14 protein-coding genes are annotated in these 14,067 nt (G+C 60.3%); 2 read left to right on the plus strand and 12 right to left on the minus strand.

The window, feature by feature from the left end:
- Window positions 1-90 precede the first annotated feature (90 nt).
- The 6 genes from AC0L3C_RS29015 to AC0L3C_RS29040 are packed head-to-tail and all read right to left on the minus strand — an operon-like array spanning window position 91 to window position 6,753.
- Entirely contained in the window at window positions 91-1,173 is a 1,083-nt protein-coding gene (locus tag AC0L3C_RS29015) for a caspase family protein (RefSeq protein WP_473409627.1), read from the minus strand.
- The gene (locus AC0L3C_RS29020; RefSeq protein WP_473409628.1) at window positions 1,170-3,683 is read right to left on the minus strand and encodes a GAP1-N1 domain-containing protein; all 2,514 of its coding nucleotides are present in this window, start codon (window positions 3,681-3,683) and stop codon (window positions 1,170-1,172) included. Before AC0L3C_RS29020 ends, AC0L3C_RS29015 begins: the two co-directional genes overlap by 4 nt.
- Window positions 3,680-4,549 (minus strand): TRAFAC clade GTPase domain-containing protein, encoded by an 870-nt coding sequence (locus AC0L3C_RS29025; RefSeq protein WP_473409629.1) that lies wholly within the window; start codon window positions 4,547-4,549, stop codon window positions 3,680-3,682. Before AC0L3C_RS29025 ends, AC0L3C_RS29020 begins: the two co-directional genes overlap by 4 nt.
- Window positions 4,539-5,495 carry a TRAFAC clade GTPase domain-containing protein gene (locus AC0L3C_RS29030; protein WP_473409630.1) on the minus strand — a complete coding sequence of 319 codons (957 nt, stop codon included), beginning with the start codon at window positions 5,493-5,495 and terminating at the stop codon, window positions 4,539-4,541. Before AC0L3C_RS29030 ends, AC0L3C_RS29025 begins: the two co-directional genes overlap by 11 nt.
- Window positions 5,492-6,151 carry a GTPase-associated system all-helical protein GASH gene (locus tag AC0L3C_RS29035; protein WP_473409672.1) on the minus strand — a complete coding sequence of 220 codons (660 nt, stop codon included), beginning with the start codon at window positions 6,149-6,151 and terminating at the stop codon, window positions 5,492-5,494. Before AC0L3C_RS29035 ends, AC0L3C_RS29030 begins: the two co-directional genes overlap by 4 nt.
- A complete protein-coding gene (locus AC0L3C_RS29040) occupies window positions 6,055-6,753 on the minus strand; it encodes a GTPase-associated system all-helical protein GASH (RefSeq protein WP_473409631.1) in 699 nt (232 codons plus the stop codon). Before AC0L3C_RS29040 ends, AC0L3C_RS29035 begins: the two co-directional genes overlap by 97 nt.
- A gap of 306 nt (window positions 6,754-7,059) precedes the next feature.
- Here AC0L3C_RS29040 and AC0L3C_RS29045 point away from each other — a divergent pair, with 306 nt between their 5' ends.
- On the plus strand, window positions 7,060-7,857 hold the full coding sequence (locus AC0L3C_RS29045; protein ID WP_473409632.1) for an alpha/beta fold hydrolase: 798 nt from the start codon (window positions 7,060-7,062) through the stop codon (window positions 7,855-7,857).
- Window positions 7,858-7,881: 24 nt separating this feature from the next.
- Complete coding sequence (locus tag AC0L3C_RS29050) at window positions 7,882-8,589, plus strand: LuxR C-terminal-related transcriptional regulator (RefSeq protein ID WP_473409633.1); 708 nt, start codon at window positions 7,882-7,884, stop codon at window positions 8,587-8,589.
- Window positions 8,590-8,642: 53 nt separating this feature from the next.
- Here the strand turns inward: AC0L3C_RS29050 and AC0L3C_RS29055 are convergent, their stop codons facing one another.
- From AC0L3C_RS29055 to AC0L3C_RS29080, 6 genes are all read right to left on the minus strand, one after another.
- Complete coding sequence (locus AC0L3C_RS29055; RefSeq protein ID WP_473409634.1) at window positions 8,643-8,831, minus strand: hypothetical protein; 189 nt, start codon at window positions 8,829-8,831, stop codon at window positions 8,643-8,645.
- Window positions 8,828-9,454 carry an acyl-homoserine-lactone synthase gene (locus AC0L3C_RS29060; protein ID WP_473409635.1) on the minus strand — a complete coding sequence of 209 codons (627 nt, stop codon included), beginning with the start codon at window positions 9,452-9,454 and terminating at the stop codon, window positions 8,828-8,830. The genes AC0L3C_RS29055 and AC0L3C_RS29060 overlap by 4 nt, the downstream gene beginning before the upstream one ends.
- 422 nt (window positions 9,455-9,876) lie before the next feature.
- On the minus strand, window positions 9,877-10,872 hold the full coding sequence (locus AC0L3C_RS29065) for a caspase family protein (RefSeq protein ID WP_473409636.1): 996 nt from the start codon (window positions 10,870-10,872) through the stop codon (window positions 9,877-9,879).
- Window position 10,873: 1 nt separating this feature from the next.
- Window positions 10,874-11,263 (minus strand): TIR domain-containing protein, encoded by a 390-nt coding sequence (locus AC0L3C_RS29070; protein ID WP_473409637.1) that lies wholly within the window; start codon window positions 11,261-11,263, stop codon window positions 10,874-10,876.
- Window positions 11,256-11,657: a hypothetical protein gene (locus tag AC0L3C_RS29075; RefSeq protein ID WP_473409638.1), complete on the minus strand. Its 402-nt coding sequence runs from the start codon at window positions 11,655-11,657 to the stop codon at window positions 11,256-11,258. The genes AC0L3C_RS29070 and AC0L3C_RS29075 overlap by 8 nt, the downstream gene beginning before the upstream one ends.
- Before the next feature lie 150 nt (window positions 11,658-11,807).
- Window positions 11,808-14,063: a caspase family protein gene (locus AC0L3C_RS29080; RefSeq protein ID WP_473409639.1), complete on the minus strand. Its 2,256-nt coding sequence runs from the start codon at window positions 14,061-14,063 to the stop codon at window positions 11,808-11,810.
- Window positions 14,064-14,067 lie beyond the last annotated feature (4 nt).

Raw genomic sequence — 14,067 nt, forward strand, 5'->3', positions numbered from 1 at the left:
GCACAGCTGGCGGCACTCGAGCCGAAACACGCACAACTCGCAGGCTCCAACGTTCGCCCGAAATCACCGAGGACACTGGTAGCGGCCGCATCACGTAGGGCGATCCTGCTTGGTCCCAGTTCCGAGTGAGTCTCGGCTTTGTGTCGCGCGCAAATTGCTCAACGAAGTGTTTTGCGGGAAGTCGGTCCCCATCGTCTCGATCAGGCGAACTTTATCTATGTTGCCGCCCAAACGGGCTACCCTCAGGGCTGAGTGCCAGGCAGCGCGACCATTGAGACCCGGTCTGAGGATGGAGACATCTCCGCCTGCCCTGCTCCAGAGGTCCTGCTCGTCTGGACCGTGCGGGTACAATTCCAATCCGACGCGTTCCAATTCCAGCCACCATTCGCCGCGCGTGGGTCCAGGGCGCGACGCAAGAACAATCGGAAAATTGTCCTCCAGACTGTTGGCCTTGAGAACGGGATGCTGCCCGCTTCCATGCATCGCGGTACTCACGTGGTCGAAGAGATCGAGCACTCTAACGGTTCCATCGTCCCGACCGGTGCCTATGGTGCGAAGGCCCTCCAGAACATGATGCATGAAAAGGCTGTTCCGCATCCCTCTGAGGATCAGCGAATATTCGTCTTCGCGCGATGACGCGAAGAGCACCCTTCCGGAGCCGGTCCCCAATCTATCGAAGTCCGTCTGCGAAAATCCTGACTTCATGGCGGCTCGACCGCCGGATTTCATGTCAACGGCGCCGGCAGCATGACATGCGTCGAGAATGACAACCAACCGCCGGGCAGGTATGTCGGCGAGCATGGAGCTCAATTCATCGCGGGCGATGCCCGTGTTCGCTGGACTGTCAGGGTCGAAATCGATGGGACAGAGGTAGGAGCCGGAGCCCTGCCCGCCAACGATGCGTTCGCCATGACCAGAGAAAGCGAAGAGGACTGTTTCGTCCTCGTCCGACCGGGAGAGTTCGGTCAGCGCCTTCTTCAATGCCACGCACGACGCGTCCACGTTGCGCAGGAGCCGCACGCGATCCGGCGGGTAGCCGCAGTGGTTCCGCGAGTTCAACAAAGCCGATATGTCATCGACGTCATTCAGCACCGTAGGAGGAAGTGTCGGCATCTTTGCGTAATCGGCCGCCCCGACGACGAGCGCTCGCCCCTTCGTAAAACCGCCTGTCATCCGTGATCCCCAGCTTCCCGAAAAATTTTGAAAGCGGTGATACTATCGAGTTCGCGGTTTAACGGAAAATCCCGGCGCATTTCGGCCACGAGACGGGCCGGAGGGATGCCGCCGCCTCCCGAGCGGAGGCGTCTCAGGGCTGAATGCCATCGGGCCAACGGATTGCCATCATGCGAGAGTGAATCTATCCGCGCGGACGCCCGGCTCCAGATTTCGTTCTCCTCTGGACCGCGGGGGTAGAGCTGGACGACGATCTTCTCCAGGATACGCCACAGTTCGTCATCGTCCGGATCTGGCATGTCCTTGATGCCCCAGACAGCCAAGTTCAGGTTGTCCCAAATGGGCAGAAGCTGGCGACAGGCCAGTAGAGCAGGCACCATGTCTCCGCGCCGCTTGGCCAACTCAAGTATTCGGTGGGCGGAGGAGCTCCAGAATTTAGAGGAGACCAGGCGGCCAAGGTGGGTTGCTGCGCTCTTCGTGACACCCCCATATTTCATGCGCGAGTCAATCTGCGCGAGCCAATCGTTGAATTCCCTCTCGCCCAGCCTCCGGAAGCGCTGAAACAGCCTCACACCACCCTCGAGCCGGTCTGGAATCGCCCGAGCCAGAAATCCGGAAATCCTCGTCGGCTCTACGATGCTGGACTCAAGCGCCGGTTCGACGACGGCCCTCGAATCGCGTCCGGATTCTTCTCCGGCAAGCCAGGCGTCGGCTGTCGCAGAGAGAAATTTCGGTCGGACTTCATTGGGAATTCGCGACCACACCCGCGATCTTCCGGGCAAGTCAAGCAGATCGGCGAACTTTGATTGAGCCAAAGCGCACCACAGCGGCGCGTAGTGATCCGCCTTATGCGGCAGGTCGACCAGGCTGCCGACTAACGAATGTCCCTCTTCCAGACCGTCCAGCACGTTAGATCTGGAACCCGCTGCCTGTAAGATATCCAGCCATCGAAGGTTCGAAGCGTCGAAGCCGGCCATAAAAGCTGGGCTCGACGCACACACCGCACCGGCTATCGGAATCAAGCGTATATCTTCGTGCGACAGCGCGAGCTTCAAACAATCTGCAGGGTCGGCCATTGAGAGGGCAGCCTCTATTCCATCCGTGGCGTGGACGTCGCGGTCGACTGCCAATTGCGCCTCGAGCGCTGCCTGTGGTGCTCTCGTAAGCGCCATGCATCTTCCATGCAGCGTCCACCAGCCTCGACTTTTGGCAAAATCGAGCGCATGTGACGCCACTGTCGGATTGAGAGGCGAAGGCAGGGTGCGTCGGACGATCGCTTCTGCTGTGGGATTCAAGGGTAGAAGCGAGAGCATCATCTCGGCGATCTGGGGCTCCTTGGTGATCGCTGACCAAAGCGACTCCGCCATGGCGGAATCCAAACGCGAAATACGCTCGCGGAAGCCGCCGAGTATCGCTCCTCGCCACGGAGCGACGGGGCCGTCCGAGACGGAATCCACTGCAACCTGCAGAACCTCGCGGTCGTAACCGACATTGCCGGCTTGCGCGGCGGCCCATTCGAGGACGGCGTCCCAGCACGGCCCCGGATTCGAAAACGCCGAGAGATTGAGATTGCGCAGCCAGCGGATCTGATCCGGGCGCGCCGACGTCAGGCATGCCGCAAGGCGAGCAAGTTGAATTGCTTTGAAATCGCTACCATCCGAGCTGCGCGGCGAGATCAAGGAGATCAATCTGACGAGTCCAAGATTGTCCTCGACAGAACGCATCTCTTTTTCAGCAATCGCCCAAGCTTCCTCCAAGCGGCCGATGGCTCTGAGGTCGGTTGCACTCGTTCCCAGCCGATCTGCGAAATCCCCAAGATCGCGGCCCCCGTCGAGCTCCAGCAGAAATGCTACGGCGCGCCTCGGCGGCCCGGACGGCGCCAGTTTCGGAATCACGGGATAGCCGTACCATCGCGTTTCCAGGAGGTCGGGAGTGGAAACGACATCCTGAGGATCGTTCTCGACGTCCTGAGGACCGAAACTGAGGCGGAATGTGAAGCGTTCCTTCAGTCGGCCAGGCAACTTCCCGAGAATCTGCAGGACGGCATCGTCGAAATCCGCTTGCCCAACATGTATGACCGGCTTCATCGCGGAACTGATCAGTTTTTCCACGATAGACACTGCTGTGGATGAAGCGGACTCCCGATTCGAGGGCCCAGCCACGTCGATCGGCGAGAGTGGCTGGCTTCTGTCCGGCACCTCTTTGAGGGCCGCAGCAAGTCCGCGCCAATCGACAGAGCTAATATCCTCCGAGCGGACGAACGCGGCTTGTGAGAACACCATTCCCGCGCGGGGCGCCGCGATGTCCGGCGCCGTACGCACGAGAACGTAGTGGCCAGCTTCCGCGAAACCACGCAGATATGGGGTCCACAACACGCCGTAGGGCGCCGTGGCCGGAAGATCCGTGCGCCACGTTATCGTTGAAAACAGACCAGCGTGGTCCACGGAGCTTCCGCGAAGGAATGCGTGCCCGCCTCGGTCGTGTCCGTAGAGAGCGCGGTGAACGATCATTGATGAGATAAGATCGATGCCAGCCTGGCGATGGGCAACGAAAGATCGGGTTCGCGGCGGCCGTCGGCCAGAACTACATAGCCGAACTTCTCGGGACCTTCGTCGACATAATCGGCATCAGCACTATCTTCGCGGAGCGAACGCCCGAGCGCAGACAGGCCAAGGACCTCCACGCGTTCTGTCGCCCAGTTGCTGCGCACGAATCCGGACAGCAGCGGAAGCCTCTCATGAAATACTTCCCAAGGCCTGCGACCCAGATTTTCCTCGCCGAGTTCGTCCCAGCACGACAAAAGGACGGTGAGAGCGGGTTTGCGCAGAATTCTCGAGGTCCCCTCTCCTTTCAGATATATCAGCATCTGAAGAAGTTCGACCAGACGTGCCTGGACTGAAGGCCTGACTTCCCTCGTCGCATCGGAAGCGCGCCGAAGCAGGATGTCAGCCAGCGGTTTGCTGAAGATGTCGTCGTCGACGCCAGAGCGCTGTATCCTGACCATGAGGATCCAGCCGTCGGATGCAAGGAGACGATTGCGCCAGGCGACCGGAATTTTGCGGTCATCGATCAGCTTCCTGACCTGCTCTCCACCGTAATCGGGCCACTCCAAGTCGATTTCGTGTCCATTGCGATCCACCACGGGCCACATGTTCTCGACATAGGTATTTGCCGCGGTGTGGCCGGCCGACTTCCCCTCGTTCAACGCTTTCGTGACCGAGTCGAAGGCAGTGATGTTGGTGGCAGCGCCGCGCATCTTGAGCGTGCCAGTCTTCTGGTTCAGCCGAAGCAGAAGTTGTGCTCCATAGTGCGATTTACCCACGGCCGATTCCCCAAGGAGCATCATGCGCAAAGGCGAGCCGACGTCAGCGTCCATGCCCGACCACCAGAAAATAATCTTGCGTATCCAACGTCGGGAGGGCTCGGGAATACGGTTCCCGACGGCTGTCGACGCACCAGCGTAGGAGATTCATAAAAGCGCCTTCGCCACCGAGGGCCCCGCTTTGCACGCTTGTCGAGAATACCGCATATTGCCCCAGATGCTGTTTGGCCGCGTCTTCCACGGTTGCACGGACCCCCGCGGAAACGACCACGTCAGACTTAGCCCAAACCAAAGCTACGCCCCGGCCCCGTCTTTCGTGCCCGAGCCGCTGCAAGATCTGAATCAAGACGCTTCTCGCAACCCCTCTGTCCGGGCCGGACAGCGCCTCGGAATCGGCAACGACAACAAACACGTCCGCATGTTCGGCGACCCAGCGCGCTCCGGCAGCTTCCGGTCCATCGCGGTTCACAGCCCACAATCTGAACCATTCGCCTGGCGCATCCACGAAGAGGAGGTCAGTTGCGGTCCCGGAGCTTGCAGACCGAAACGCCATGTGGAGCAGCCCAGGATGACGACCCGATCCGCTGGAGGTATGTGGAGGGAAACTCGGACCCCCTGCAGATGCCCAACGCAGGGCATGGGCGATATTCTCCCAGCCAGCCAACGTGTAGGAGCCCGAGAATGTGCGACCCGGCAGTTCAGATCCCCGGCCGACCAGAAGATACCAGGCGGCCAGCAACGTCGTTTTGCCCGCGCTCGCTGGCCCCACTATCGCGACAACCTTACCGCTCGAACGAGCAGCGGCAAACGCGCGATCCGCACCGCCGAATGAATTTCCGGTCCAGGGCAGTACGAGAGCTTCGCTCGATGGCAATTGCGCGGGCGCCCCTTCAGCCGAGACAAGCTTGCTCCACCTCGCGCAGTTCTCCGGAGTAGCTTCGCCGAGCTTGCAACTGCTTTCTGGCGCATAGCAATAGGTCTCGGCGCACTTTCCGGTCACGATGCCGCCTTCCCGGCGATCTGGTACGCCTGAAGTTCGCGAAGCACCCAAACGGCGAAATCCGGCAAGCTCAATTTAGCATCCGCATCGATGCCGAGCGCATCGGCGACTTGGGCTGCCTGCGTCTTATCCGCGGCCAAGAATGCGACGAAGGGACGGCGACCCCTGCTCTGACCGGAGTCAGGCCACCAGACCGACGTTTCCTTCCATATGGATGCGGCTTCCGACGCGATCTGCTTGAAAGTCGCTGAGCCCGCTCCCTTTCCCTTGCCGTCCCCGACGACTTCCGCGACGGCCTCGCGAAGGAAAAACTCCACGCTCATCGGCGAAAATGCCGGCGCAAGCGCGAACACGTCGGCTGCCATCTGCACAGCAGCGGCCGTCGGCTTCATGGAACGATAACCCTGTTTCGCCGCGATCGAGTAGAGCGACTGCCTCCACCAGAGCAGGTTCAATCGGCGCTCGAGCGCCTTTCCCGAACGCACCAGGCCCGGCAAATGGTCGCCGACGAAGCTCTGCATCGCACCGAGCAGCGCCTGATCCGTGCTGGCCCGCGCGGTTACCAGCGCCCCGACATCGCGTCCACTGAATCCGCGATTGCGACGACCATGCGCGGGGAAAACCCGAAGGACCAGGCCTGCGCCTGATTGGTCCAGTGGGGATTCGGGGTCGGCAGGGCTTCTCCCTTTTCATTGCTCGGGCCGACCGCAGCTTCGACCTTGGTCAACAGAGCCTTCCGGTCGAGTTTCCCGGGCTTTGTCGGCGCAGGCAGCTTGACTGCCACTTGCGAGTCGACCGCGGTCGACCACTCGTTCGCTGCCGCGGCCGAGATAAGTTCCTCAGAGCGGGCCACCAGCCCGGCTGAAATCTCTCTTTCCTGCCCAAGATCCAGATACGGCAGTACGTTCCGCGCGACCAGGGCAACTGCGGCTGCCACTTTCACGTCGGCTTCCTGCGCCTGCCTGAGCGCATCCAGCAGAACAGCCCGAAAGACCGTCGTAGGCCGATCCGAGAAGGCGCTCAGGTAAGTGGCCCAATTGGCCGCAACCGCCCCGGCAACCTCGTCCAGTACGGGATCATCGCTCGAGGCACGGCTGTCGAACCCGACCATCGCGTAGTGGATCGCTTTTCTGGGTTCCGCGAGCGTCGTGGCAGCCATCTGAGCCGCCGCAGCCTGAAGCCTCTTTAGCCGCTCATCGTCCGCGCCTATTTCGATTAGCCTGTTTTGGAGAAATCGATAAAGAATGTCTTCCTGCAACTGTCACCCCACTGGCTTCAGGCGACCATCGCCGATCGGCGGGCGCGGTTGTTTGGGCTGACACTGATGAGCCGATTCGCGCCCGATCTCAAAGTGGACAGCACATCCGCTCGTAGTCCAACGAGGGTTTTCCCTAGGAAGCGGTGGTTGAAGTCGCCCCTCGGGGAATCTGCGGTGTAAAGCGTGCTTGACCGCAGACATTCCGCCTATAGGATAGGACAATTAGTGGTTGCGCCATAGCCACCGCGCTCTGGGCGCGGCATGATCCTTATAATTAATGATATGACAATATTGTCGCGTAGTTGCGTGATTGAAGGACTGCGGCTGCAACTCCTGCACGGGAAGGCTGGCCGCACCGGTATTTTGCTGATCCACGGCAACTCGTCATGCAAGGAAGTCTTTAAGAACCAGCACCAAGCTCTTGCTCGTACGGATCTGGGCATCGTCGTTCCTGACCTGCCGGGACACGGCGCCTCACAGGATTCCCGAAGGCCGTCAGACACATACAGTTTCCCTGGATACGCCAGGATCTTGAACAAGCTTATGAGGGAGCTTGGCTACCAAAGCTATCACGTGGTGGGATGGTCGCTGGGCGGGCACATCGGAATCGAGATGTGGGCAAACTATTGTGGGGTGCGGTCGCTTCTGATTTCAGGCACCCCACCGATAAGATTGAGCCCGGAAGGCGTATCGGAAGGTTTCCGCTGGACCGGCGTCACGGCGCTCGCCGGACGGAAGCGGTTAGGCCGGGACGAGGCGCGCCGCTACGCCGGTGCGATGATGGGCAGGCGATTGGCGGAAAGCCACCACCTCTCGAGGATGGTGAGGAGAACCGATGGCAATGCGCGGCTTTGGATGGTCAGCAACGGACTCGCCGGAAAGGGTGTGGATCAATCCAAAGCGGTTTCCGAGGTCGACCGCCCAATCGCCGTCGTTCAAGGCAAATCGGACCCGTTTCTGCGCATCGATTACCTGAATCGCCTCCCGTTTCGAAGCATTTGGAGGCAGGGACCGGTGCTGCTGGATGCCGGTCATGCGGCACATTGGGAAGTGCCCGAAACCTTCAATGCAGCGATGACGGACTTTCTGTTGCAGACAAGCTAGTTGCGAACCTTGGCTGGGGGCACCATGGCGACAAATGTCGAGGAATTCATCGAGAGCACGCAGCGGATAAATTCCGTCGCAGCGCTGAAAAAGCTCTTTGTGTCAGCGATCGGCCAAGAGGGCTACGAGAACGTGGTGTTTGCGCGCGCGAACAACCGGCGGCTGGTCTCGATACCGTGGAGCGAATTTCCTGCTGGCTATCTCGACAGCTATAAGGCGGGAGGATGGGACCGCATCGACCCGGTCGTATACCATGTCCACTCGGCGCGTGGCGCCTTCAGATGGTCCGACACGCACCCTCGCGGAGGATTTACGCCCGAGCAGAAGTCGTTTTTCGAACAATGCCGCGAACTCGGCGTGCATTCCGGTATCACGATCCCGATCCGCGGCACCGGCCGCGAAGTCGACCTCATCAGCCTGAGCATGCGCGAAAAGGCGGAAGCGCCTCCCGACAAGACGACCCACATCTACATACTCAGCGTACAATACTGGTTGAAATACCGCGAGATTGCCGATTTGTGCAAGCCGAGCACCGCTCCTCTGACGTCGCAGGAACTTGAATGCCTGCGCTGGTGCAAGGCCGGAAAGACGAATTGGGAAATCGGCGAAATCATTTCGATCTCGGAGAAGACCGTGGAGTTTCACCTAGGAAACGCCATGCGCAAGCTAGGAGCAGGCAATCGGATCACCGCAGTCATCATCGCGATCCAGGAGGGTCTCCTTCCACTCTGAAGTCGGCGGCCAAGACCGATCGGCAAGAGCCTCGCATATCTCCGGCGTACTCGCTAAGAGGGCACTTTGGGTTCGTCGGGTTCGGCGGCTAGCGCCTCCAGCTTCTCGCGGACATCCGACAGCTTGATCACAATCGAGACGAACCCTGCCTCGGCAGCAACTCGGCAAAGATACGAGACCGCGTCCGCCATTTTGCTGGCGGTATCCTTGGCGCCGACGGCCCGTCTCCGGCGTACGCTCATGCGGCTCTCACCACGGGCACGACGTCCCCCGGGTTGGCAAGCACTGTCGCTCCGATGCCGTACTTGGAGCAGTGGAAATTCGGGCGGATCGACTCCGTGGGAACAAAAAACGCGCGCTCCGGCTCGCCCTCGACCTCCGCGACCGGCCCGAGCCAACGTATGCCGCTCCTCACAAAGTGCGAAAGGAGATGCTCACGGGTCACTCCGATCATCCCAGCGCCCCCCGTTGCAGCAAGGACCTCATGGATCGCACAGAGGAGCTCGGGGAAGATCATTCTGCGTACGGGCGGGTCGAGTGATTTATCGACGCATACACGCGTGACCTCCATCACTCCAGCTGAGGACGGAAGGGCCGTCGCGGTCACCAAGTGCGGCCAGTGGGTCTGAAGCATGTAGGGCCGCTTCGTCGGAAGCAGACGCGCTACTCCGCGAACGGCACCCTTCGCATCGCGCCATACCAAGTACATCGCGGCCGGCGTATCGAATTCGTCGAACTCCAATCCATCGAACGAGCGATGGGGCAGCCCGCGCCGCTTTACGAAGACATCGTGACGCAGCCGGGCCTGGGACGCCAGAGCATCTTGAAACCTATAGGCGTTTGCAATCGTGAACGCTTCGATCATCGGCTCCTCCGTCAGCAGAGGCCGCAGATATCAACATCGCTTTCCGGATCGTTGTACTCGGGGAAACCCCGGCTTTGGTAACTTCAGTCCGCGACGCGAACATGACAGCTCTGCGGAAATGACTTACGGCCGGCTCCGCTACCTATCCCGACCTCGTGCATGAGACGACGTAGTGAGCCCCCTAGCTGCATAGTCGAAGACTCGGATGTCAATTCTGCGAGGCGGGGACATAATGGCAGGCAGAAAGACCAGGGCGAAGATTCCGGCACCACCCATCGGCCGGTCGCATACCGGACGCGAGAGATCCAGTAGCCCCGCAATTCTGTCGATCGTCTGGCCCCGAGCCTTTCGGTTCGAACTCGTTATGGCCCAAGAGAGCGCGGCTGATATCGAGTTGCCGTACCGCGTCAGCTTCTTGGGATTCAATGGATGCGGTTCATGATCGCAAGTTTTCGGTAGTGGGCACCGAGCGCGGTGAGCCTGCAGGCCTTCGATTCAACCGCTGCGTAGTACATGTGGACCGTGTCGATCGGGACGACGAGACCGTGCCGATTGCACTGCTGGAGTTCCCGGAACACCTGCTGGTTCTGCTCGTTGGCGGGATAGCTGGCCTTCATCTCCTCGGTAAAATTCGACCTGTTCGGCTCGTATGATGGGTCGAGCGGAAATGTGTAGGCGGGATCAGGAAAATACAGCGGAAGGCGTCTCAGAACGTCTTTCGGCACCTTGGGAGCAACCTCCCGCAGGGTCACGAAAGTCTGCACGTTTGCCTTGTAGATCGGGCGCTGCTCCCACGGCCCCAAGGTTTGGTCGACGTGCGAATATACGGATGCCGGAGTGATCCGCCCGCAGATGTCCGCCGAACTTCCGCTGAGCCCATCGAGAACGATGCCGGTGAAGAGTCCGTGGCCGTTGGCCTCGACGGCGTTCTGGTCGCGCTGGCAGGCGGTGAGAATAGTGACGCCCTCTCCGATGGCGGCAATGGCCTGGTTCGCCAGACCAGGCACCTCGCCTGCATAGCCGGAGTGACAGCTGTCGAGTATAATGACGCTTGCCTTAATGCGGGGCGCGGCCGAATTTGCAATACTCAATACCTCCGCCAGAGAGATGCCCCAGGCTCCCTTCGCTCCGTCCTGGCTGACCAGATAGCCCGCGTTCGTTGCAGGATTGATGATGCCGTGACCCGCGAAGAACAGTAGTGCGACGTCCGCATCACCTCGAAATAGTTCAGCCACCCTGTCATGCACAAGGCCCGAGTTCACTTGCTCCTTGTCGCTGGTGTGCAGCCGAACTGAGAAATTCGGCGACCCGTCACCGTTCTTCTCGAGAATGCCCGCGAGCGCCTGCGCGTCGTTCACGCAGCCGTTCAGAGGCTTCCCCGGATAATCGTCGATGCCGATGACGAGCGCCTTCTTCATCTCAACGACTGCCCCCGATCAAAGCCTTGAGATTGGGCCAAGTCCACTCATAGAGCTTGTCGGTCGTTTTCGCCGCCTTCGGCTTTTTGTTGGTCTTGTTCGAGTAGCCGGCGAGCAAAAAGTAATCCACTTTCTCTTCCTGCGCTATCTCGACTTCGGCGCTTACGCCGGTCGCCTTATCGGTATGCTCGCCGCACATGACAACGACGACATCGACTGCCTTGATGCGTTTGCGCGCCTTCTCCTTCCAGTTACCGGTCAGAGCTTCCTTGATCGACCAATCGGCAAGCTCGAAGGGACTGTCATTCAGCTTGGATTGCCCAACGAGAGCTTCCTTCAGGAACTCGTCGTGGTCGTAGTCGAAACTCACGAATACCTTCGTTTTAGCCATGATTTCCGTTCCTCATTGCCGTCACGCGCTTGGTCGTCGGATTGATATGTACAATCGGTTTCGACCGCTCACGGGCGAAGGCCACGACGTCGGCTGTACCTCCCAATCCCTTCGCAGCCCTGCCGTCCCAGACGGCAAACAGCAGGTCGCTACGTTCAACGATGAACTTGCCTGCTGCGAAGAACCCGTCCTGCGGGTCTTCGCCAGTCCATTTGAGGTTTGTCACCTCGCACCTCTTCAACATAGCCTGGTAGTCGGCGCGTGCATCCGGTGCGAAGAACCTCTCATAGTGATCCATCGGTATCACCGCCAATAGGGGAATGCCGACCTTGAGGGCCGCGCGAGCGAAGATCTGGTCGCTGCCCACCGCCAGCGAAGAGAATGCCCTGGTCACGTCACGCATCCCTCGAAGTTCGCCGAGCAAGGTCTCCTCGACCCATCTCCAATCAATCCCCGGTCTCTCTTGATGGCCTGCGATTCCGACTTGCATGGGCCCATCTACCGCATCGGGTAAAAAGAAGCAAAAACCGTTCGCCGAAGAGCATCAATCCCTGGCCCCGCGCCATGCGGTCCATGGGCTGGTGTAGTCCAAGTTCGCAGCCGGCAGCGGCAGCTCTTGCTCGATATCGGCAAACGCACGAAGGCCATCCAGGAACAGGGGAGTCGGCCTATACGGGTCGTCCCGCAGCTTGCCCAATCTCGCCAACGCTGCTCCGTCCGGCAGATCGGGAAAATAAGTCGTCAGATTACGTACGACCTCGGGGAGCACCTCGGTCCGACCGCGGCGCAAGAGCTCGTAGGCAGCAAGGGCGGAGACTATCGGGTCCACCCACTTCATGTAGAGGACTTCGTCCAGAGTGTGGTCAGGCAGAGCCTTCCAAACGTCGCGACGCCTTCGGAACGCACGTATGGTCTCTGCCAACATCTTCACGTCGGACAATTGATTCCGGCCCGCGATGCGGGACGAAACCAGCGGATGGAGATTTCCAACAAGAGTGCCCAAGGGAAGCAAATATTGTGAAACCAGCGGCGCGCCGTCCTCGTCCAACGTCAAGGTAATCAGCGTCGCGCGGTTCGGCGAGGCAAGAGAGGCGACTGTATATGCTTGCGAACTGTCTATGCGGAACGAAACGAGCTGCGGGCCTGCCTGACGTCGGAGGTAGAATTCGCGGATTCCGGCGAGATCGCCGGGCTGCATTGCGGGATGCCAGGTGGTTGGACCGGCCAAACCGGAAACGCCGATCTGCAGAGCGACCGCCGGATCGTTGAAACCCGCCAGAACGTAGAGAGGCGACGAGCCTACCACTTCCCCGGAGAAGTCGTAGAGCGGAAACGGTGCGATCTTCGAGAAGTCTGCGCCGCCGACGCCAGCGAGAATCCGTCCTCCTCCCAGCAACGCGAGCCAGATACCGAGGTCGGGATCAGAAACCGAACCACCGAGCGATTCGGAGAAATCCACGCCGCCGCCCAAGTTCGGAAGTCGGGCGGCGATCGCGACGTGCGGCGTACTGTTTCTCCAGTCCGTTACGTTTACGGTCTGTCCCGCACCGACCACGACGAGATCCGTCTTCACCACCCGTTGATCCCGGTCACGGATCGTCGCCGCGTATCTTCCCTTTGGTACCGCGCGAAAGGCATCGGTGCGAAAGATCTGCCGTTCACCGGTGGCGAGTTCGTGAAGCTCGATCGATATCTCGCCCGGAACCACGATATCCGACAAAGTCCTGCTGCCTGGATGCAGTTCAGGCGGGATTCCGCCTGTATCAGCCTCGAAGGTGAGCACATCGTCGTCGAACAGCGTCACGTCCCGGTCGTTGTCGCGCACGCGTCCCTCGGCGAGGTCGATCCTGACGCTGTAGCGGTCGGGCTTCAGATCGAGCTGCGTGGACGAGCCGGTAAGCGATGTGCGCCGGCGGCCCGCTCGTCGACCGTTTATTTCGACGAAACCCGCCACCGCGCCGGCAAAACCTTGGAGCCGAATCTCGCATTTGGACGACGGAGCCGGCTTCAATCGCGCGATGATGCCATCGGATTCGCCCCCCTCCCCCTCCACTTTGTTGTGGATCCGCTGCGTCTTGAGCTGCTCTCTGACATACATCCGCAGGGTGTCGTATCTGACCAGCATCGCATCCGGCTCGGCTTCATCCCACGTCTTCGCCGTGCTCCGCCCCTTCAATCCCGCCAGCAGCTCGTTGGAGAACTTCCCATCGACGGCCGCAGTGGCCGCGGGCACCGTGGACTGCAGCAGGAAAGAGGTAGCTTCTCCCGTGGTCTGCGGATTGTTCGGTAATCCGAGTGCGCCGGGAGCGATACGCGTTCCGTCGAGTTGATTGCGGCAGGCGTCGACAAAGTAGTACTGTAAGCCGGGTCCGAGTTCCTGCCTCAGCCAATAAACAGCCTGATCGAGATTGAGGCACGCGGTCGCCCCGGACAAATCCATCGATTTGTAGTTCGAGGCAATGAGCATATCCGCGCGCGCGCCGGGAGCAACGTACGAGAACCCATGGCCGCTGAAGAAGAAAAACAGCTCCTCGGTGGCATTCTGGCCGGCGGCTTTAAGGTCGAGGAGGCCTTGCACGATGTCGTCCCGCGCCGCCGGCCTACCGCCGGCTACGACCGGCTCGGAGCAGAAAATGATCTGCCTTTCCGCATCAGGGATATTCTCAGAGTTCCATTTCGCCGTGAGCCAGTCGCGGAATGCGACGGCCGCCTCCAGCGTGCCGGGCAGCTTCCCCTCGATGCTGCCGTCGCTGACCGATGGATAGTCCTCGAGGCCTATGATGAGCGCGCGATGCCCCACGGTG

This window comes from Bradyrhizobium sp. WSM4872 (assembly GCF_055811715.1).

Excerpts from the sequence above, each read along its gene's own strand:
- AC0L3C_RS29015 (WP_473409627.1), bottom strand. The coding sequence starts at position 1,173 with ATGACAGGCGGTTTTACGAAGGGGCGAGCGCTCGTCGTCGGGGCGGCC.
- AC0L3C_RS29020 (WP_473409628.1), bottom strand. The coding sequence starts at position 3,683 with ATGATCGTTCACCGCGCTCTCTACGGACACGACCGAGGCGGGCACGCA.
- AC0L3C_RS29025 (WP_473409629.1), bottom strand. The coding sequence starts at position 4,549 with ATGGACGCTGACGTCGGCTCGCCTTTGCGCATGATGCTCCTTGGGGAA.
- AC0L3C_RS29050 (WP_473409633.1), top strand. The coding sequence starts at position 7,882 with ATGGCGACAAATGTCGAGGAATTCATCGAGAGCACGCAGCGGATAAAT.
- AC0L3C_RS29055 (WP_473409634.1), bottom strand. The coding sequence starts at position 8,831 with ATGAGCGTACGCCGGAGACGGGCCGTCGGCGCCAAGGATACCGCCAGC.
- AC0L3C_RS29060 (WP_473409635.1), bottom strand. The coding sequence starts at position 9,454 with ATGATCGAAGCGTTCACGATTGCAAACGCCTATAGGTTTCAAGATGCT.
- AC0L3C_RS29065 (WP_473409636.1), bottom strand. The coding sequence starts at position 10,872 with ATGAAGAAGGCGCTCGTCATCGGCATCGACGATTATCCGGGGAAGCCT.
- AC0L3C_RS29070 (WP_473409637.1), bottom strand. The coding sequence starts at position 11,263 with ATGGCTAAAACGAAGGTATTCGTGAGTTTCGACTACGACCACGACGAG.